The 20,826-nt window shown below is 40.1% G+C and carries 15 protein-coding genes; 6 read left to right on the forward strand and 9 right to left on the reverse strand.

The genetic code is table 11. The annotated features are described in order from the left end of the window. Positions 1-4: 4 nt before the first annotated feature. The 9 genes from L6466_RS13200 to L6466_RS13235 form a co-directional block, all read right to left on the reverse strand. Positions 5-1,360, reverse strand: a complete 1,356-nt coding sequence (locus L6466_RS13200) for a DUF1848 domain-containing protein (RefSeq protein ID WP_237802602.1) — start codon at positions 1,358-1,360, stop codon at positions 5-7. Next, the gene (locus L6466_RS13205) at positions 1,344-3,434 is read right to left on the reverse strand and encodes a hypothetical protein (RefSeq protein ID WP_237802601.1); all 2,091 of its coding nucleotides are present in this window, start codon (positions 3,432-3,434) and stop codon (positions 1,344-1,346) included. Before L6466_RS13205 ends, L6466_RS13200 begins: the two co-directional genes overlap by 17 nt. A 7-nt stretch (positions 3,435-3,441) precedes the next feature. After that, the gene (locus L6466_RS13210) at positions 3,442-4,488 is read right to left on the reverse strand and encodes an ATP-binding domain-containing protein (RefSeq protein WP_237802600.1); all 1,047 of its coding nucleotides are present in this window, start codon (positions 4,486-4,488) and stop codon (positions 3,442-3,444) included. An 11-nt stretch (positions 4,489-4,499) separates the two neighbouring features. Further along, the gene (locus tag L6466_RS13215) at positions 4,500-5,471 is read right to left on the reverse strand and encodes a hypothetical protein (protein ID WP_237802599.1); all 972 of its coding nucleotides are present in this window, start codon (positions 5,469-5,471) and stop codon (positions 4,500-4,502) included. A gap of 289 nt (positions 5,472-5,760) precedes the next feature. Further along, a complete protein-coding gene (locus L6466_RS13220) occupies positions 5,761-7,575 on the reverse strand; it encodes an RNA/DNA-binding domain-containing protein (protein WP_237802598.1) in 1,815 nt (604 codons plus the stop codon). A gap of 605 nt (positions 7,576-8,180) precedes the next feature. Next, positions 8,181-8,816, reverse strand: a complete 636-nt coding sequence (locus L6466_RS13225; RefSeq protein ID WP_348535385.1) for a UpxY family transcription antiterminator — start codon at positions 8,814-8,816, stop codon at positions 8,181-8,183. A gap of 277 nt (positions 8,817-9,093) precedes the next feature. Further along, a complete protein-coding gene (locus tag L6466_RS14340) occupies positions 9,094-9,273 on the reverse strand; it encodes a helicase associated domain-containing protein (RefSeq protein WP_431356500.1) in 180 nt (59 codons plus the stop codon). An 82-nt stretch (positions 9,274-9,355) separates the two neighbouring features. Next, complete coding sequence (locus L6466_RS13230) at positions 9,356-11,863, reverse strand: P-loop NTPase fold protein (RefSeq protein ID WP_237802597.1); 2,508 nt, start codon at positions 11,861-11,863, stop codon at positions 9,356-9,358. 247 nt (positions 11,864-12,110) lie between these two features. Next, complete coding sequence (locus tag L6466_RS13235) at positions 12,111-12,407, reverse strand: DUF7724 family protein (RefSeq protein WP_237802596.1); 297 nt, start codon at positions 12,405-12,407, stop codon at positions 12,111-12,113. A 432-nt stretch (positions 12,408-12,839) separates the two neighbouring features. On the opposite strand from L6466_RS13235, the gene L6466_RS13240 reads away from it, so the two are divergent. The 6 genes from L6466_RS13240 (at position 12,840) to glf (ending at position 20,821) form a co-directional block, all read left to right on the forward strand. Continuing rightward, positions 12,840-13,649 (forward strand): transposase, encoded by an 810-nt coding sequence (locus tag L6466_RS13240; RefSeq protein WP_237802595.1) that lies wholly within the window; start codon positions 12,840-12,842, stop codon positions 13,647-13,649. Between the two features lie 782 nt (positions 13,650-14,431). Continuing rightward, positions 14,432-15,592, forward strand: coding sequence for a non-hydrolyzing UDP-N-acetylglucosamine 2-epimerase (gene wecB / locus L6466_RS13245; protein WP_237802594.1), 1,161 nt, complete (start codon positions 14,432-14,434; stop codon positions 15,590-15,592). Then, positions 15,577-16,782 carry a polysaccharide biosynthesis C-terminal domain-containing protein gene (locus L6466_RS13250; RefSeq protein ID WP_237802593.1) on the forward strand — a complete coding sequence of 402 codons (1,206 nt, stop codon included), beginning with the start codon at positions 15,577-15,579 and terminating at the stop codon, positions 16,780-16,782. The genes wecB and L6466_RS13250 overlap by 16 nt, the downstream gene beginning before the upstream one ends. 30 nt (positions 16,783-16,812) lie before the next feature. Then, entirely contained in the window at positions 16,813-17,868 is a 1,056-nt protein-coding gene (locus L6466_RS13255) for a polysaccharide biosynthesis protein (RefSeq protein WP_237802592.1), read from the forward strand. Positions 17,869-18,236: 368 nt separating this feature from the next. Continuing rightward, positions 18,237-19,685: a flippase gene (locus tag L6466_RS13260; RefSeq protein ID WP_237802591.1), complete on the forward strand. Its 1,449-nt coding sequence runs from the start codon at positions 18,237-18,239 to the stop codon at positions 19,683-19,685. Continuing rightward, positions 19,682-20,821 carry a UDP-galactopyranose mutase gene (glf, locus tag L6466_RS13265; RefSeq protein ID WP_237802590.1) on the forward strand — a complete coding sequence of 380 codons (1,140 nt, stop codon included), beginning with the start codon at positions 19,682-19,684 and terminating at the stop codon, positions 20,819-20,821. The genes L6466_RS13260 and glf overlap by 4 nt, the downstream gene beginning before the upstream one ends. The last annotated feature ends 5 nt before the right edge of the window (positions 20,822-20,826 follow it).

A 20,826-nucleotide genomic window follows, 5' to 3' on the forward strand; every position in this document is an offset into this window, starting at 1 on the left:
CCCTTCAACTCTTCATCTCATTCACCTTCAATCCATCCACTCCGTTTTCTTTCTTCCTCAGCCAATGCTGTACCTCATGCACATACATCAATTTTTTCTTTTCTATCATCTCTCTATAAGACTTACCACCTTCCGTTATTGCCTTAAGCGCATCCATATAGTAAGTAAAGTCCCTACAGCCTCCATCATATTTCTCATCATCAAACAAGAACGAAGCTTCAACACGTGGATCACAATAAATCCATCGGTCCTCAACGCCATCCACGGGTACTGGCAATAGCTCACTAACCGATATCACATCCGAAACGCCATCCATCTTAGCTTCATTTCCATGAATCGATGCAATCTTATATAAATTAATCCGATAACCCAAAATATCATCAACTCTCTTATACTTTTCTGGATGTTTCAACTTCACGATATCCCCTCTCTTAAATTCCTCAGGCACCTTGATAAAAGAGAACAGTTTCCGTTCCGTCACCTTATCATCTGCTCCAAGGTGACCTACCAACAGGGGCGACAACGGGTCATGCGCAGCCCTGTTTCGCATAACCATGCTATCTTTGAAGTTTGCATAACAATACTTGCATCCATGGGCACAAGTATTATACTCACCTATATCTATACTTTGCACACAGCCGCATTCCTTACGCTGATTCGGGTCTTTCCCCACTACAAGCTTCACGCCCAGCAAGTCCTCTATCAGCACACTATCAATACACTTTCCATGTTTGATTCCCACCGATTCCAACTCAATAGCCTCAGCGCATGTCTGTATTACCATACCATACTCTTGGGCTATCTGGCACATTTTTGTTGCCAGCTCTACCATTTCATTCTGCGATGGTTCCCGTGCCTGAGTATCTTTAAGGTTGCTTTGGGTCTTTTTATACAGATCTACAAAACTGATTACACAAGTATTCGTCTTGCCTTCCAATCGTTTGGCAATTTCCTCAAAATACTTCACATGATAATCAGTATCCATTATCTCTGTCAGCAATATCGGATCATATCGCCATATCACTCGCTTTGATCCAATCTTGTCCGACAATTCTTTAAAGGTATTGATAATGCCCTCTTTTCTCGGTACACTCAACTCCATTCCCTTATCGTATGCATTAATCGTGTACTGAAAATAGTACATATAATCTTTCAGTTCATCAAGTCTGGAAAGCATTGGCCGTGGATTCTTACTCCAAAACACAATACAATCCACCACTTCAGGCGACAGCATGACTTTACTCACCTGATGAATATTCATCGGGTTACGTACATATACAAAACCTTCTTTCAGTCGATTATAAAACCACTCCGAATAGAATGCAGGTATGTCTGTTCTTCTACTAACGCTTAATATCATATATACTAAAAAGTCGTGCTGTAATCTTCTCTATATCTATACGTCCGAAATAGCCCGCTGTCCATGACGCACTTGCTTTCTTCGGATGTGCTTTCACATATAGATGATGTCCATAATCTATTATCTTACGCTGGTCATCTTCATACCATTTATCCCTGTTCATGAACCAGGTAAAATCATCTTTTACCCAGTAACGCAATTGCTGATCTTCTGGCAGTAACGACTCAATATACTTCCAAGACGAGTGGTCAAAATGCTCTTTCACCACACCTGGCTCGTTCCTGAACAATTCTGTCTGTTCTACTTCCATTGGAGATCCCGCATCAACAGCTTTCTTAAGTCTCTGTATCTTAACTTTTCCAACGCCCTTTATCTTCGAAACTTTTGCAAAGAACTCCTTATCAGTCTTTCCACCCATATCATTCCAAAGATTCAATATAGTCTCTCGCTGAGTCTTATTAAACCCTATCGTCTTATCTTTCAAAATAACCTCAAAAGAACGTGTCGATGACATCGGTTCCACTTTCTTCCTAAATTGGTAAGAGTGTCTTTCCAAAGTAACATTCTCTGGCACGTATTCAAGTAATTTACAAGTTGCCATATATATGTTATCCTCACCTCTATAGTCCAATTTCATCCTTTGGATAACAGTCTTAGGCATATCTGCATAACCGATACATGCCCCCCACAGGCCTAGTACAAAGCGATAGTCGCTTTGTGCAGAATACTCCATATACCTCATCATTTCCTCAAAGTCATCACCTTTCAGTATAAAGATGGCAATACTCCTAAGTATTACATCTGGTGCCTGTGCCACATCAAAAGTTCCTCCTGTTGCGATATGTTGTCTAAGTCCGTTCAGGAATGTCCGTTCGGCACTTCCCTCCCATTCCTTACCGTATTCTATCATAGCGTCTCGAACCATTCTTGTCAGGTCCGATGCTATGTCAAGCCTATTTAGTCTCAACTTATTGATGGATAGCCATTCTAATCCTTCTACAATCTTTGATATCAAATCCCCGTAGAAATTACCATACTTGGCATTCATCTTTACTTGCATCCCCTGTATGGTAAAGTCTTCCTTGGTATTTGTATCGCCTTTCCTCATCCTGAAAGTAGTCAGATGCCGTTGTGTATAGTCTTCCAGTTCCTTCTTATAAGCCTTCCAATCGCTATTCCTAAGGCCAAGCACTTCTATATGATGGCGTAATTCTATCCCAGTCTTATTCGCAAAGTTGTTTTTCATGATGTGCTCACCGCCTAACTCTTGGATAATTGATTCAAAAGCCTGCTGTTCCGTCAAAGAGGCGAAATGTTCTTCTATCATAAGTTTCCACTTCTTTTGCAGCTCAGCCCTATTCGGATCATATTTCTCATATTCTCCTTCCAACTCACTAAGTTCACGTGCAAGTTCCACACCTTGATACCCGGATAAGCCTGACAATGTTGAAGCCAGATCATACATTTTTTTTTCTGTCTGAAGCAATGAAGCCAATGGTTGTGATATCGAGAAATAGCGACCTAAGATATAGGAATACAGGAAGCCCTTTAGCCTATTCTGTTTCTCTTCTGTTTTCAACTTATCCTGTATGATAATCTCAGATTCTGGCCGTATTTTTTTCAGTATATCCGTCTTATATGGTGCCGGTCTCGAATTTAATATATCATAATCATAATATATCCACATTTTATTATTCAGGCTCATCTTACACATCATAACAGCCTGACGCATTGCGTCCTCAGTCTGAAAAAACATTTTACAATTCCAAGGATACAACGCAATAGTTTCAGCCACCCTAATACCATCATTAAATGGCGAGTGTGCGAGTCTTTCTATTTGTTTGTCATCATCTATTTCAATATAGATAACTACATCTTCTGATCTCTCGCCCGATACTGATATTTGAGGGAAGCGCCTAAACAAAAACAATTCTTTGTTTGAAGGCACTTCATTCAGTGGTGTAAAGTAATGATATCCAAATCCCCTGCCTTGATAGTAATCCATAGGTGATACACTCTCAGCAGAGGTGATATTGTCAATACTGTCTCTATGTATGGGAATATAGTATTTCATTGTTACATTATATTTCTTCAATCTTTTCTGTTGTTGAATAAAGACCGGAATCCACATGAGGGAATATGTCGGGATTCGGCTGTCCGGTATAGCCAATATATAACCGTTCGTATGCTCTGGTTACTGAAACGAACAAGGCTTTTCGCTTGTCATCATCGTATGCAGTTTCACAGAAGGGAATGAATACATCGTTGAATTGCAGTCCCTTTGCACAATACCAAACAACAACCTTGGGTGTTGAAGCATGAAAATCCAACTCCATCTGATCACCATAGTTGCTGTTCATTTTGAATTCAACATTCATACCATGCGAATTACAGTAATTGCGCACATATTCCACCGATAGTTTTTTATCCTTGTTCGGAGAACATAGTGCACGGTATTCCGTATTATACGGGACCAAGATGCCTACACGAGTTAAATTTTGTTCTTTCACAATCCTGATTATCTCATCCAACTGCTGGTCAAAGGTCGCTCCTGTTATCAAACGAGGTTTCACCCCGTTCCTCTCACAGTGTTTAACCAAGTTGTCAACTCCGCCAACCTTCTCAGCCAGAGCTGCGTTTTCACGAGTTAGGCGATAGTTTTTATACAATATATGAGGTGTAACTCCAAGTTGATTCGCTGTTTCCTCTACACTTTGGGTTAATCTGCCTGCAAAATTCATGATGGTCTGTTCACTGTCTCCGAAAAAGAAGCACTTATCACAACTAGCTATGAATTCTGTGATTCTATCATGTGTAAAATCCTGGCATTCATCTACGAACAAATAATCCACATGTCGATGATCCCACTCTTCGCTGTATTGAACTTTATAGTCCTCAATGCCAAGTGCTTTTATGCCATCCTCAAAATAGCGTTTCAGCGACTTGGTAAATACAACCAGACAAGCACTCTTATCCTGTGGTACCCTGGCCAATTTATGCAGTGCGATCAGTGATTTACCTGTGCCCGCCTTTCCTGCAACCACTTCATTATTATAGAACATGGTCTTAATGATTTCTCTCTGATAATCATCCAGTCGTCCATACTCAACGTAGAAATCCCCTTCCATAATCTATTATTTTAGTTATTTATATCATAAGCATCTTTTACATCCCTACCTCTTGTCATAGGACATGGATCACTAGCCATATCCTTATTTCGTATATACGTCACTTTGCTATTAAACACTGGATAGAGAGTGTTTACAAACTCACGATGACCAACTACGCGATAGGTCACTTGGTCATTGGCAGTAAAACTACCATAGAATTTCTTATCCGTAAAACATTTATCACTTCGGCATCGACTATCGCAGAAATGGCAAGGTATCGGTAGCAGTGTGCCATAATCATTCTCTTTACAATAATCACTGATTCCCTTATTAAGATTCTTGGGTTGCCATTCGCCACAATATTCAGCCCTCACATCAAGCAAGGTCATAAGTCCTTCTGGTGCTAATAAAGGTGCCAAACGTTCCGCAAGCACTTTAAATCCATCCCTACCAAAAATTCCCATCTGCATCAATTCGTTGACAAACTTAAACGACAGTATTATGTCATATCCGTTCCCAAGATGAGATGTGTAGTGGTTAAAATCCTGCATCGACTTAATGGGCATGGGCACACAGCGAATTTTGATATTGAACCGTTTTTTAAGAGGCGACAATTCAAGGATGTCACTTAAATGATCTAATGCCAAGTTGTTACCATCAAATGCCACAACATCCAAATCTTGGATATTAGGAAGTATCATAGCAATAGCACATATAAGACCGGTCACGTCACCTCCTGTGCCACACCCGAATGTGAGGATTCTGAGAGAGGTCTTACTGTCAAGCCTTTCTTTATATGGCTTGTATGAGAACAGATTCTGATGAATGCAAAATGATTCTGCATAGCTCCTTGGGAAATAGGTTCCAAGATAATCTATGTTTTTATCCACACCCGACTCGAGGTTAAGTTTAAACTCATTCGGATCTGGTCTTTCCTTTGCGCCAAGCTGTACAAATATATAATCGTATAGCCATTCTGGAAATACTTTGCATGTATTCATAGTCAACTCATTTTTTTATTTCGTCCCCGCCTCTAAAACCACAAAAGAGCAAAAAGCCCAAACCCCTTTTTATATTGATCACTCTTCATCATAACCCATCACAACTCTATAACCAATAACCTCTAACCCATAAGCTTTCCAGGTCTATAACCTCTTACAAGTCTACACCTGTTTACGGTCGTTTACATTAATCGCAAGCCATTTTTCTTTATCTTGCTCTATAAGTAACACTGGAGGAAAACATAGATACTCGTACCCACATGTCCTCTGATCCTTCCTCCTATCCCCTTTACTTCCTTTTATATTTTTGGTAAGGATGTTTAGGACTTTGAGGATACATACGTTCCAAAAGGCCTTCTTTTAACATAGAAGGAATAACGCTCGTAAGCAAATAATCCGGATTTCTACCAATAGTAGTTGCTATATGTTCAAGAGAAACCCATTCATCACAAGCTCCCAATATAATTCTTCTCAGTTCATCCCTGCCCAATCTTCTTTTGGGTTTACTTCCTAGATTACTTCCTAGATTACTTCCTAGATTACTTCCTAGATTACTTCCTAGATTATCACTTACATCGGAAGTCTTACGAGTTTGTGGAATACGATATTTTGTACCTCGTCCATGACCCTCAGCCACTAGATAGCCTTTTCCACACATATCCTTTAGCAGATCATAAATATCCGCTTTATGGATATCCAGCGTATATCTTAGTCTTTCATTTGTCACATAACCTTCCGTATAAGCAAGAGCCAAGGTCTGTAAACAGTTATGCTCTATCCTTAGCACACTTTTTCCAAACGACTCTACAAGCCCTTCCTTTACATTCGCATCCAACAAAGAAAGCATTGGCAAATACAGGTTCACCACATCAGGACGACAGGTTGTATTAACATACGGAGTACGCCAGTTTGCATCACTCCAACCTTTCAATATCTTATCTACACCACTACCAGCCTTCTCAGCAGCACCGAGCATCATAAACATCTTCTGCAATGATTTGTTCCTGCATACGCTCTGGCCACCATGATAGTACTGAGCCTTCGTAATAAGCATAGAACCTGGGTTCGAGAATATAAACATATTCTTCACATGCTTCACAATCAAATTAGCATTCACAGAAAAATCAGAGTGTACACAAAGATTAATAAAAGCCTCACGTACTGCCACATGAGCAGTTGTCTCCTCTTTGCGCGTGTTTCCTTCTAACCGGAACGGATTAGGCAAGAAACTCTGTAGCCTTGGCAGCACCCTTCTGTAGTATTGGAAAAGGTTTGCCTCCCACGTCCCATCAGGATAGATTCTTGCCGACCACCTACCATCTGGGTCATTGTTAAGCCATTCTTGATAATCTGGGAAGAAATCAGGAGCACAAGCATTGTCTGTGATAGAATCATACTTTCCAAACATCAACAGACCAGCCAGAGTAAAACCCTCTTCACCAGTTTCTCTGTCTTTACGGTATCCCCCAAGTTTCTCTAACAACGTCATATCATCCATAACCAACCATGGATGATTCGGTCTTGCAGTGGCAAATAACTGTCTGTACTGCTGTATCGACTCTTTATCTATGTCGTCAAGACTATAATTTGATAATATTCTACTGTCTGCTGGTCTAGAGTCATTAGCATCTGCAAACATCCTCTGTATCTCTTTCTCCGTACATTTGTAATCGCCCTCATAATTCCGTTTAAACGTACCATTATAAGGATTCGTCGTTCTAAATACAGGTTTCTGTTCTCTGCTAGCACAAGGGATATGAAAGAGCATGATGTTGAAACCGCTATACTTCACGACCTCTACATCATCATTCTTCAGCAGGTTACAGCTTACCGTCGATTTATTATTAACGTTACTCCAAAATTCTTTCTGGTATTTCTCTATCGTTTCGTCAGGAATAACATCCAGATAAAGTCCGTCAGTCTTTTCCTCCACACCAAATATGATGGTTCCCCCTTCTGTATTAGCAAATGCAGAATAAGTATCCCAGAAACTGCCAGGGAAACCACCTGAAGCATGTTTAAACTCTAAGTCTTCCGACTCCTTCTTTGTAAGGATGTCATTCAGAAACTCTCTTATTTTATTTTGATCTCTAAACTTTTGCATCACTAGTGTCTAAATGCCAATTATTCCTCGGTGCAAATATACGATTAAACGAGCAAAAAAACAAATACTATATATGATCTCTCGCCATTTGGCGACTCAATTAATGATTAATTAACGTTCCAATTAAATGGAAATTATATGTTGAAATAAAACTGTCTTGGTTCTCATCAAGGAATAAACTGTTTTTTCCTGTTTTTTCTTTCAGATGTTTGTAATAACGCAGTTATGTGCTATGTGTTATGACTTTGATGTGAAAGCTCGCTTTCAAAGCCAAAAGCTTTACACTTAGCACACAGGCTCTGCAAGAGCTACAAACATATGAAAGGGTTATTCCTGTTTTTTTTCTCCCCAAATATTTTGCTCGATTTTGAATCAATTTGTTGGATTTCTCACCGTAGGTGACTCCCATCAAATTTCCGGACCTTTAGGTCCTTCTAATTTTCGTGTTTAATTTTCTTGTAATTTTGAGCTCTGCGACCATAGTTCCGTTCCGCTCGGCTTTCTTGCGTCCCGCTGGTAGCAAGCGACCAGAGGTCGAGCGGCCGCTTGGCCAGTCCAAGAATCCGACCAATCCGTGTTCACCTTCAGCCCTCAGCCCTCAGCCTTCAGACCTCTCTCAGCAGTCCCACCGGCACATACGCTATCGCCACACTCGCTATCCCTTCTATCTCCACGCACACCCTCTTACATCGTTTTATCCGCCTTATCACGCCAGTCACGCCCTCAAACGCACCACCCATGATTTCCACGCGCTTACCCTCCTTTCCTACGATTGTCTCATCATCCAGCCACATCACGCTGTCATCCGTCTTCGAAGCCACCCGCATAAAGTTCTCCATCTGCCTGCCAGGCACCGTCATAATCGTATGCGCCTCATCAGCAGTATGGTCCATCATATACCTCAGCGGCTCCAGTATCTCGTTCTTCGCTTTCAGCTCACTTATCCTCTCCTGACAAGAGTGAATAAAGATCAGGTTATTGATAGCAGGCACCAACACCCTCCGTGATTCCACCTCTCCCTGTTTCCGTGATTCCACTATCCGGTACGTCATCGGCACGAAACTCTCTATCCCAAGCCTGTCCAGCTCCGCTTTCACCTTCATTTCGCGTGCATACGTCACCCTCATTGGAAACCAAAGATTGGGGTCACCACACATTGTTGTGTCGCGCCCAATTCTCGCCTCAGCCCTCGGTTCTCCGCCCTCAGGCCTCAGCCTTCTCCCGTCTTCCGTCTCCATCATATCACTCTGATTTTCAGGCGCTTTATGACTTTAACCACAGCCTCCTTACCTAGTCAGCTGCTTTCAACGCCACAAAAATACAAAATTTTTCCGAGTTTTCTTCAAACCAACCACTTTTTTTGTATAAAAACCTCCCTTCCCCATCATACATCAGCCATCACTTTCCGTATTTCCTTAGATCCGCATTTCCATAATTCCTGCGAAGCACGCCCTCAGCCATCAGCCATCCGACATCTTCCGTATTTCCGTGAATCCTTGGATTCCTGATTCCGTTGCTTCAGCACGCCTCCACCCTCTCAGGCCTCATCTTCCCCGCATTCATCGCCTTCCTGTTCGTCTTCACCCAGTTCAGCATGTCATGCTCCTCAATCCGATGCCGCGACGGATTACGATGGTTGCTTTCTATAAAATCAACCACCTCATTATATCTTGTCAACCATCTCGTCTCTTGATCCATAATCCGTTATTCATCAATTACGCATATTCTCAAGTGGTCATCACTAAGCGTTTGTTTATCTGATATCAATACATCCAGACATCTACCGATTCTCTGCAATGTTACTTAATCTATTGAGGTCATTTCCTAAACCACCCATTAACATATTATCCACCAATTTTCCATATTTTGTCTGCAAAAGAGCATTATTTGATTTTCTCTCTATTGTTTCTAAATAATTAATGAAAGTTTGGACAACATTAACCCTAACCTTCATATCCTTCTTACCATTACTCTTTTCAGGAATTGGGAACTTTTGAACTAGATTTTCATAGACATCTTTTTCAAATAAAGGCGTATCTTGCAATATTAGCTCAACATAATAAAACCTATTTATCAATTCTGTCACATAATAATGTCCCTTAGCTGTTATTGTTATTGAGAAAATTTCTTCTGGAAAATTATTCCAGCTAATATCAGATAGTACTTTATCTGTCTCTATAAAATTATCCGTCAATAATGACTCCAGCTCTTTATTAATAACGTCTTCCCTATAGCCATAATCCAGGAATTCTTTTAGCAGATCGCCATAACTTATGAATTTATTTATATTGCCTTCAAAAGACAATTGTTCATCGAGTACTTTAAGTAGGTAGTATTTAATAAAATAATCAGAATTAGGACTTGATGGGTAGAGTATATTTTGTATCTTACTAGACTTATGATTATAATACAACTTATTTTCCAACGCAATTGTTTTTACGAACTCATGAATAGGTATTGTAATGATATGATCACCTTTGTTGAACAATACTCTCAATACATATTCTGACACATCTGTATAACCCGATATCAGGAATGTTTTAAACAAGTTAAGTCCTTCTCTGATATTAGGGAAACTCATATGTCTTAAAAAATCCAATATGGGAGCATTTTTTGCACCAAATAACGAACTTTCTATTCCGGTGAAGAATTCCTCTATTTTATCTTCATTAAGCATATATTGTTTGTCTCCAACGGACCCTGTAAAAGAATGCGTTTTACTGAATTGAATATTTTTCACTAAATAGTTAAGTCTTTTCTGTAACACTTGTCCATAATCTGGTGCTGCAATATGATACGCATTACTTATGAAAGCATTAAAAGGAGGTCGATTTCTCCAGTTATAATAATACCCTTCTCGTAATGAAATAATTACGCCAAATCTAGCCTGTGTATTCAATGAACATGCGTTCAAATATACTTGCTCTTGAATCTTGTCGCTTAATTGATCGGCATTATCAAAAATCACTACTATCCTTTTATGGATCTCTCTAGTAAGATACTTGTTAATCGCCATGAAATGATCTTGGCTATTACGCATTTTATCTTTAAAGAATGATGCTAATTCTTTTTGATACTCATCTTGATTGTTTTCAAAACTATATCTCCAAACTCCCTTCTTGTTTTGATTTATTTCTCTTATATAAATTCGTTCTAAGACCTCTAACGAGTTGATATTGAGTTGTGGATATTTATCGCAAAATTGAATAAGTAAATCATTATAGATATTCTCAAAATCAACACAATCCGCTCCTGTATAGTATTTCATTAGGTTGACAAATAAATACGGATTGTCTTGCAGATTTTTTCCATCTGATTCATTTTTAAATAAAAAGTTTAAAAAAGTGGTCTTACCTGCTCCTCGAGAACCAATAATAATGATTGGTTTGGGTGTCTCAGAGTTTGATGATAAAGACGGGAAGCTTTCAATTTCATCTGTAATCTGATTGCTTATACTATCAGAGTTAACAGCTTTTATCACTTCTTTTAATTTGGGCGGAGTGTCACGGAACAACCCTCTTAATTCTCTTTTGTTTTTTATCACCTCTTTATTTTCGACATAACATTCTTTTATAAACTCGATATCATCATCCTCTTCATTGGAATTATAAATATCTCCAAATGCCTTGTCTATAAACGGTGCAAGTTTCGCCGAAAGGTCATTCCTTACAATTTCATTATCTTTATTCAAAATAGATGATAGTACTGTTTTTGAGAATGATATTTCCACGTCAAACAACTGTTTTATGCCACAATTCCTAATAACAGACTCTTTAGAAAGCGTATTCCAGAATTCAACATAATTATTAAGAATATCTTCAACTCCGTTATAAACTATACAGTTATTCTCTTTCCAAGGAATACCATTTGTATTAAAGAATTTGGCTATGATATATTGTTTTCCATTTGTAACTACACCAATATCACAACCACAATCATCTAAATAATGGCGAATTTGATCTATTACATCTTTATTGGAAGAATAAATCGAATTTAGCTTGCATTTTCTCTTGTTTTGGTTCGGCAGTATTAGGTCATTAAACTGTTTTTTGGCTTCAACAATTAGGGAAAAACCAGCAATCGATATCTTATAGTCATAATAACCGCTGTCCACGTGACCTTCTCTTCTTATGTCTGCTTCATCCCATCCTAGCACATTAATCAAAACTGTATCAATAAGCTTTGATCTTGTGTCAGACTCAGACATATTAATAGATTTGTATGTCTCGTAATTATTCACAAATTCATCGAAACGTACTTTTGAATCATCGAATGATATTGTATTCATATTATTAACCATTATGATTATCTACCTTCTATTTTGGCTCTCACCTTCAAACCACAAAGAGGCACAGCCTCATAGCCATACCCCTTCAACAATCTCAATCCTTTCATCTCCATAAATCCCAGACTCCTTAGCTTCGTCAATCCGTTCTCAATAATTATTTTCATAGGCCTAAACATTTCACCTCTCGTAATACCCTACAACCAGGGGAGGTACATCTCCTGAGACCTTATCGGCAATAGTTTTGATATCACGCATAAGCTATTCGTACACTTTTTATGGATTTCAAAAAAGAGGCTGAGTCGATATACAGCCCCTCAAGGATAGGCTTCAAATCGATATACTCCTCCTCGGGCTCAGCATTGTGACTGTATTTAGCCAGCACCACCAGATAGCCATCATCCCACTTGACGACATCCACATACCTTTCCAGGCTATATGGAGCCCGGAAACGGATGTTGTAGCCGCCAAAACTAAAGGCGGTAAAGCCATCTGCACTACTGAGGATAGCCTCATCCTTTCTATTTGAATTCTCGCTATTGTTCATCTAAACCCAATTATTCTTCGGTGCAAATATACGATTAAACGAGCAAAAAAGCAAATATTTTGTATGATTTGTCACGATTTGTTGAATTTCTTCGACGAGCGAAGCGAGTAGAACTCGATTACTCGCCTTTAGGCGATTCAATTAACGACAATTAATGGTATAATTCTGATAATTATATGTTCAAGAAAAATTGTTTTTTAGGCTTTCCTAGCCGTTGTTTTTTCTTTTCGATGCTTGTAATAACGGTAGTTATTGCGATAAGTGGCATGGAGTGGGCATAAGAGCTCGCTCTTAAAGCCAAGTCCATACCACTTATCACTAGAGCTCTGCAGGAGCTACAAACATCGAAAAGGGTTATTTCTGTTTTTTTCTAACCTTTCCGTTCTCTCTATGTGAATTATTTCGTACCTTTGCGCGTCAAAAGAAAAAGTCATGCCCAGACAGCCACGTAAACCATCAAGCACCGGTATCTTTCATGTCATGATGCGAGGTATTAACCATCAGGAAATCTTCTGTGATGCAGAGGACTATTACCAGTTCATCAACACCCTCGACCGTATGCGCGTCCAATACGATGATGATGGCAATCCCTGTGGCACCAACTGCACCTATTATGCCTATTGCTTGATGTCAAACCACTTCCATCTGCTAATACGTGAACGAGAAGAACCCGTTGGTGACACCATCAAGCGTATAGCAAGTTCTTACGTTTATTACTTCAACAGAAAATATGGTCGTGATGGACATCTGTTCAAGGAGCGATTCAAGTCAGAGCCAGTAAATGACATGGCCTACTTCACCACCCTACTGCGCTACATCCATCAGAACCCAGTCAAGGCAGGTATCGTAGAACACGTCAAAGACTACGAGTATAGTTCCTGGTCTGAATATGACGGAAGCGTAGATTCAGTCTTTCAGATTTGCAATACGCAGACAGTGCTGAATCGTATTCCCTTTACCGAACTTGAAGCATGGGCAAACGAGCCTCTACCCGAAGACGTCTATTGCCTGGATATTGAAGGCAGCTCTCGCCGCAGGCCCTCAGACGATCAGATTTGGAAACTTATTATAGAGAAAACTGGTGTTACTAATAATAGTGCCTTTCAACAGCTGGACAACAACACCAAGCAACAAGTCTTTCTCGAACTAAAAGATTGTGGTGCCTCTTTGCGTCAACTGGAGCGACTCACCGGCATAGGTAAGGGAGTCATCCACCGTATCTGGAACTCAGATAAACTCTGATGTAGATTTACGTCCTTCATTTTATCAAATCAGGCCACTTTAAGCAGTTCGACTTGCATCCTCATGCCACCGCGAGACGCTGACCTGTCCCCCCTGTCCCCCCCTGTCCCGTTCAAACATCAGCCATCTATCATCTTACATCTTCCATCTTACTTCATAAAACACATCAGCCCTCAGCCATCATACATCAGCCATCTATCTTCTTTCATTTTCCATCTTACTTTATAAAATACATCTTCCTTCACACATCAAGCACCTTCTTACATCTTTCCGCCCTCAGCCTTCGTTCTTCCCTCTTCCCTCTTCCCTCTTCCATCTTACTTCATAAAACACATCATCCATCAGCCATCAAACATCAACCATCTATCATCTTCCATCTTACTTCTTACATCTTACTTCATAAAACACATCAGCCTTCAGCCATCACACATCAGCCATCTTCTCGGTTAATCCCGGCCGGATTTTCATCCGATGCCCTTTCTTGGAGTTCCAGAATCCAACTTCCAATCACGAAAATACTGAAGGAGGCGATAACGAAAAAAGGATAATAATTAGAAATACTACCGCAAGGCAGATAAAAAATTAATTAATTCGGGGAGGGGAGATGTTCACGTCTCTCATAAAGACAAATAGATTCTCCAACAAAAGCAATAAAAAAATGACAGGAGCTTGGCTTCTGGCTAATGACTTGAAACAAATATCTGATTGCACAGGTGGTCATAAAGTGATGCAGTTCGATACTGCCAGTCAGAACAAATTAAAGAAGAAATCATTTAATAGAAATGGCAAAATTTAAAGAGAATGGGAAGCTGAAGCTTCTGATAATTGTTGGTACGCGCCCGGAGATTATCCGTTTGGCAGCGGTGATAAACAAGTGCCGTCAGTACTTTGACTGTCTGCTAGCACATACTGGTCAGAACTATGACTACAACCTCAATGGGGTTTTCTTCAAGGATTTGAAGCTGGCAGATCCTGATATCTATATGGAAGCCGTGGGCGATGACCTCGGTTCTACGATGGGTAACATCATTGACAAGTCATATAAGGTGATGGTTGAGACCAAGCCAGATGCTGTATTGGTTTTAGGTGATACCAATAGTTGTTTGTCAGTGATTGGTGCCAAGCGTCTGCATATCCCCATCTTCCATATGGAGGCCGGCAACCGTTGTAAGGATGAGTGTCTGCCTGAGGAGACCAACCGCCGTATCGTGGATATTATCAGCGATGTGAATATGGCATACTCAGAGCATGCACGTCGTTATCTCGCTGACTGCGGACTGCCAAAGGAGCGTACCTACGTTACAGGTAGCCCAATGGCAGAGGTGCTTCATCAAAATCTAGCAGAGATTGAGGCAAGCGACATTCATAAACGTCTGGGCTTGGAGAAGGGTAAGTATATCCTGCTCTCTGCTCACCGTGAGGAGAATATTGATACCGAGAAGAACTTTATGAGCCTCTTCACCGCTATCAATAAGATGGCTGAAAAATACGATATGCCAATCCTTTATAGTTGCCATCCTCGTAGCCGTAAGCGTTTGGAGCAGTCTGGCTTTAAACTCGACAGTCGTGTCATTCAGCACGAGCCTCTTGGATTCCACGACTACAACTGTCTTCAGATGAATGCCTTTGCAGTAGTGTCAGACTCTGGAACGCTGCCCGAGGAAAGCAGTTTCTTCACAAGTGTAGGTCATCCATTCCCTGCAATCTGCATCCGTACTTCTACCGAGCGTCCTGAGGCTATAGATAAAGCATGTTTCATTATCGCAGGTATTGACGAAAAGTCATTGCTTCAGGCGGTAGATACTGCGGTGACATTGAACCAAAATGGTGACTACGGCATTCCTGTGCCTGACTACATCGAGGAGAATGTCTCTACCAAGGTCGTAAAGATTATCCAAAGCTACGTTGGCATCGTTAACAAAATGGTATGGCGAAAATTCTAGTAACAGGCGCAAAAGGGTTCGTTGGTAAGAATCTGTGCGCACAGCTGAATAACATTAAGGACGGTAAGGCACGTTGCTATGGTGACGTGACAGTGGAAGCCGTGTATGAATATGACTTGGACTCTACACCCAAGCAGCTTGATGAATACTGCAAGAATGCGAACTTCGTTTTCAATCTCGCAGGTGTGAACCGTCCGCAGAACCAGGAAGAGTTTATGCAGGGCAACTTCGGCTTTGCATCGACATTGCTTGATACATTGAAGAAGCACGGCAATACCTGCCCTGTGATGCTTTCAAGCTCACAGCAAGCATCTCTTACTGGGCGCTTTGGTAACAGCGAATATGGCCGCAGTAAGAAGGCAGGTGAAGAACTGTTTCTTGACTATAGTAAAGAGACAGGTGCAAAAGTCCTGATTTACAGATTTCCGAACCTCTTTGGCAAGTGGTGTCGCCCCAACTATAATAGTGCAGTGGCAACATTCTGCAATGCCTTTGCTAACGACCTGCCATATACAGTCAACGACCCTAGTGTAGAGTTGGAACTACTCTATATTGATGACCTTGTCGATGAAATGATTGCCTGTCTCAAAGGTGAAGAACATCATTGTGAGTTTGACGGCCTTGATGTTCTACCACAGATAGATGGCAAATATTGTTATGTGCCAACAACTCACAAAGCAACTTTGGGCGAGATTGTCAAGCTCTTGAAAAGTTTTGCTGAGCAGCCCAAGACCCTGATGATTCCTGAGATACCAGAGAATAGCTTTGCAAAGAAGTTGTATAGCACATATCTGAGCTACCTGCCCAAGGAAAAAGTTGCTTTCCCTTTGAAGATGAATGTGGATGACCGTGGCTCATTTACAGAGTTGGTGCATACCCTCAATGCAGGTCAAGTGAGCATCAATATCTCAAAGCCAGGCATCACCAAGGGACAACACTGGCACAACACCAAATGGGAGTTCTTCATTGTGGTGGCCGGTCATGGCTTGATTCAGGAACGTAAATTGGGTACTGACGAAGTAATTGAGTTTGAGGTGAGTGGTGACAATATCCAGTGCATTCATATGCTGCCAGGTTATACCCACAACATCATCAACCTCAGTGAAACAGAAAACCTCGTCACAGTAATGTATTGTAACGAGATATTCAATCCCAATAAGCCGGACACCTATTTCGAACCGGTAAAATAATAGTGATTATAATTTAAATGAGATATAGCAATGAGTTTATTTAAAGACAAAGTCCTCTTGATAACAGGAGGCACAGGATCATTCGGTAACGCAGTTCTTAACCGTTTTTTGAAGACTGACATAGGCGAGATCCGCATCTTCTCGCGTGACGAGAAGAAGCAGGACGATATGCGTCACGACTTCCAGGCTCGTATGCCGGAGGTGGCCAACAAGATTAAGTTCTACATTGGTGACGTGCGCAACAAGAGCACGCTGAAGTATGCCATGAAGGGTGTGGACTATGTGTTCCATGCTGCAGCCCTGAAACAGGTTCCCAGCTGCGAGTTCTTCCCGATGGAGGCTGTTAAGACGAATGTGATTGGTACGGACAACACCCTTGATGCTGCTATCGATGCTGGTGTGAAGTGCGTGATTTGCCTCTCTACAGATAAAGCAGCATATCCTATCAATGCGATGGGTATCACCAAGGCTATTGAGGAAAAGATTGCTGTGGCTAAGAGCCGTCTGAGTGGTGACACCAAGATCTGCTGCACGCGTTATGGTAATGTGATGTGCAGCCGTGGTAGCGTGATTCCCCTCTGGATTGACCAGATTCGTAAGGGCAATCCTATCACCATCACCGAGCCCAGCATGACTCGTTTTATTATGAGCCTGGAAGAGGCAGTAGATTTGGTACTGTTTGCCTTTGAGAATGGTAAGAATGGCGATATTCTGGTTCAGAAGGCATCTGCTTGTACCATTGAAACTCAGGCAAAGGCTGTGGTTGATCTTTTCAAACACCAGGCTCCCAATGAGCCAGAGATTCGCGTGATTGGTATCCGTCATGGCGAGAAGATGTATGAGACTCTCCTCACCAAGGAGGAGGCCGCCAAGGCCATTGACATGGGTAACTTCTATGCAGTACCTGCTGATAATCGCGACCTCAACTATGATAAGTATTTCAAGGAGGGTGACACCAAACGAGCACTGATTGAGGAGTTCAACTCCAACAATACGAGAATCCTGAATCTGGAAGAGACGAAGGAGAAGATTGCCAGCCTCCAGTATATTCAGAACGAACTGAACGGCATTCCGAATCTAGTTTAGTTGAATACTGAAACTTGAATCTTGAAACTAAGTATAATTCTCTAACTCTTGATTGATTATGTCAGAACAGTATATTGAATCAGAAACGTTCACATTTGGTGGGGGTAGAGATGCATGCTATGTATTACAAGCAGGACGTATTTTACAGTTTATTTCAACCCATATCATTAAAAGGCCTTATGGAAATTTGTACAAGCTAGGATGTGGTACTTCCATAGATTCCTATTTTGAGCACTTGAAATACAAGCTTCATCATGTATATCTCTCTGCTGTTAATTTCTATGAAGTGTGTAAGATGATTATCAATGAAGAGTTTATCTGTCAAAATTGACAGTTTACTTTCATTCATGGTTTAAGAGAAAATAGGTATGGCACAATCCGTAAAAACCAATTATATTTATAATGTATTGAATACCATAACTCAAATGGTGTTCCCTTTGGTCTCATTCCCTTATGTGACACGTATTATAGGTGCGGACGGCCTTGGAATAATTGGATTTTGTAACTCTTTTATCAACTATATAATTCTTTTTACTTGTCTTGGTATACCTATTTATGGAGTAAGAGAGATTGCAAGAGTAAGAGAGAATAAACAAAATTTATCAACCACTACCTTTGAACTGTTATTCCTGCTTATCACTTTATCTCTTTTCGGTTATTTGGTTGTTGCAATACTTTGTTTTACTGTACCTCAACTTCAAAGCTATCTGAATGTTTTTCTGCTATTAAGCTCTCAAGTAGCTTTAACAACAATGGGGTTGGAATGGTTTTATACGGGTGTTGAGGATTTTAAATACATTACAATACGTGCAATAATTATTAGAACCATTTTTATAGTTCTTCTTTTTATATTGGTAAAATCACAAGATGATTTATTGTTATATGCAGGTTTAACGGTAGCATCTACAGTAGGAAATAACGTTTTTAATATCTACAGACTACGAAAGTATATTTCTATTAAGGATATTGATAAGATTATATTTAAACCTTGCCGCCATATTAAAGGATCCTTACGCTTGTTCGCCTTGAACCTTATTAAGAGTATCTATTGTAATCTCGATGCATTAATGTTAGGATTATTAGCCTCGACAGTAGCTGTTGGCTATTATTCATCAACAGAGAAAATCACAAAGATGGTCATGGGGGTAACAACATCTTTAAGTTCTGTAATGATTCCAAGGTTATCAAACATCATACGCAACGGAGATTTTGAAGAGTTTGGAAGACTATCAAAAAAATCTTTGTCTTTTACGTTCGTAATAAGTATACCTTTGAGTGTGGGGTTAATTGTAATAGCTCCAGTGCTTATAGAGGTTTTCTGCGGCCACGGTTTTGTTGATGCCGTTTCTACTTTACAAATACTCTCTCCTATAATTGTTATTATCGCAATCTCTAATGTGCTGGGTATGCAAATTCTTTACCCTCAAGGGAAAGAAAATATTATTATTCTATCCTGCGCAATAGGTGCTCTAACACATGTAGTTTTAAATTGGATATTTATCCCTATATATTCACAAGATGGAGCAGCCTTTTCTACCGTCGTTTCAGAATTAGCTGTAACTTTTTCAATGTATGTGTTTGGTAAGAAGTTTTTTCCTTGTAAAGTATTTAATCTTGGAATAATTAAATCAATAACCGCAAGTATTATTCTGTTTTTTATATGCTCATTTGTTATCTCTCTTGATTTTAATATTTATATAGAATTAATTATAGTTCCACTAATTGGATTTTTGAGTTATGTTCTATTTATGCTTATTTGTAAAGATGAAATAATTAATGAAATAACTTTAAGTGTAATTAATAAAATTCGAAAGTGAAAAAATACGATTATCTGATTGTGGGTTCTGGCCTTTTTGGTTCTACTTTTGCATATAAGGCCACTCGCCAAGGGAAGAAATGCCTTGTTATTGACAAGCGCCCACACCTGGGCGGTAATGTGTATTGCGAAAATGTGGAAGACATCAACGTTCATAAATATGGTGCTCACATTTTCCATACCAACAACAAAGATGTATGGGACTATGTGAATGCAATTGTTCCCTTCAACCGCTATACAAACAGCCCTGTTGCCAACTATCATGGTAAGCTCTATAACCTGCCCTTCAACATGAATACCTTCTACCAGATGTGGGGGGTAACCACACCTGAGCAGGCTGTAGCCAAGATTGAAGAGCAGAAAGCAGAGGCTGTTGCCAAAATGAAGGCAGAAGGAGTTTCAGAACCTCGCAATCTTGAAGAGCAAGGCCTTTGTTTGGTGGGTAAGGACATTTTTGAAAAGCTTATTAAGGAGTACACCGAAAAACAATGGGGTCGAAAGTGTAGTGAACTACCTGCATTTATTATAAAACGCTTGCCAGTGCGCTTAGTGTTCGATAACAATTATTTCAATGATGCATACCAAGGCATACCCATCGGAGGTTATAACAAACTCATTGAGGGTTTGCTAGAGGGAGTAGTGTGCAAAACCAATACGGACTTCTTTAAGAGTGAGTATTATGATTGGCGTAAGTATGCAAAACAGTTAGTTTATACAGGCCCAATAGACGAGTACTTCGATTTTAAGTATGGTAAACTTGATTGGCGTACAGTCAGTTTCAAAACAAAAGTGCTTGACACTCCGAACTATCAAGGTAATGCTGTGGTTAATTATACATCCCATGAACAACCATTTACTCGCGTTATCGAGCATAAACATTTTGAGATGTTTGGTCAAGCCGTGTATGATTGTCCTAAGACTGTTATCAGTGAAGAGTACTCTACAGAATATAAAGATGGGATGGAACCGTTCTATGCTGTAAATGATGAACGCAACAATGCACTTGCTGAGCAATATCGCCAATTGGCCGAAAAGGAGGAGAACGTGTTGTTTGGAGGTCGTTTGGCAGAGTATAAGTACTATGATATGGCACCGATAATAGAAAAAGTAATTAATCTTCCTGTTTTTTCTAAATAAAGAAA

This window comes from Prevotella communis (genome assembly GCF_022024175.1).
GTDB lineage: Bacteria > Bacteroidota > Bacteroidia > Bacteroidales > Bacteroidaceae > Prevotella > Prevotella communis.

What these genes read in the sequence shown, in the direction of transcription:
- L6466_RS13200 (WP_237802602.1), bottom strand. Translation starts at nt 1,360, where the DNA reads ATGATATTAAGCGTTAGTAGAAGAACAGACATACCTGCATTCTATTCG.
- L6466_RS13205 (WP_237802601.1), bottom strand. Translation starts at nt 3,434, where the DNA reads ATGAAATACTATATTCCCATACATAGAGACAGTATTGACAATATCACC.
- L6466_RS13210 (WP_237802600.1), bottom strand. Translation starts at nt 4,488, where the DNA reads ATGGAAGGGGATTTCTACGTTGAGTATGGACGACTGGATGATTATCAG.
- L6466_RS13215 (WP_237802599.1), bottom strand. Translation starts at nt 5,471, where the DNA reads ATGAATACATGCAAAGTATTTCCAGAATGGCTATACGATTATATATTT.
- L6466_RS13220 (WP_237802598.1), bottom strand. Translation starts at nt 7,575, where the DNA reads ATGCAAAAGTTTAGAGATCAAAATAAAATAAGAGAGTTTCTGAATGAC.
- L6466_RS13225 (WP_348535385.1), bottom strand. Translation starts at nt 8,816, where the DNA reads ATGATGGAGACGGAAGACGGGAGAAGGCTGAGGCCTGAGGGCGGAGAA.
- L6466_RS14340 (WP_431356500.1), bottom strand. Translation starts at nt 9,273, where the DNA reads ATGGATCAAGAGACGAGATGGTTGACAAGATATAATGAGGTGGTTGAT.
- L6466_RS13230 (WP_237802597.1), bottom strand. Translation starts at nt 11,863, where the DNA reads ATGAATACAATATCATTCGATGATTCAAAAGTACGTTTCGATGAATTT.
- L6466_RS13235 (WP_237802596.1), bottom strand. Translation starts at nt 12,407, where the DNA reads ATGAACAATAGCGAGAATTCAAATAGAAAGGATGAGGCTATCCTCAGT.
- L6466_RS13240 (WP_237802595.1), top strand. Translation starts at nt 12,840, where the DNA reads ATGCCCAGACAGCCACGTAAACCATCAAGCACCGGTATCTTTCATGTC.
- wecB (WP_237802594.1), top strand. Translation starts at nt 14,432, where the DNA reads ATGGCAAAATTTAAAGAGAATGGGAAGCTGAAGCTTCTGATAATTGTT.
- L6466_RS13250 (WP_237802593.1), top strand. Translation starts at nt 15,577, where the DNA reads ATGGCGAAAATTCTAGTAACAGGCGCAAAAGGGTTCGTTGGTAAGAAT.
- L6466_RS13255 (WP_237802592.1), top strand. Translation starts at nt 16,813, where the DNA reads ATGAGTTTATTTAAAGACAAAGTCCTCTTGATAACAGGAGGCACAGGA.
- L6466_RS13260 (WP_237802591.1), top strand. Translation starts at nt 18,237, where the DNA reads ATGGCACAATCCGTAAAAACCAATTATATTTATAATGTATTGAATACC.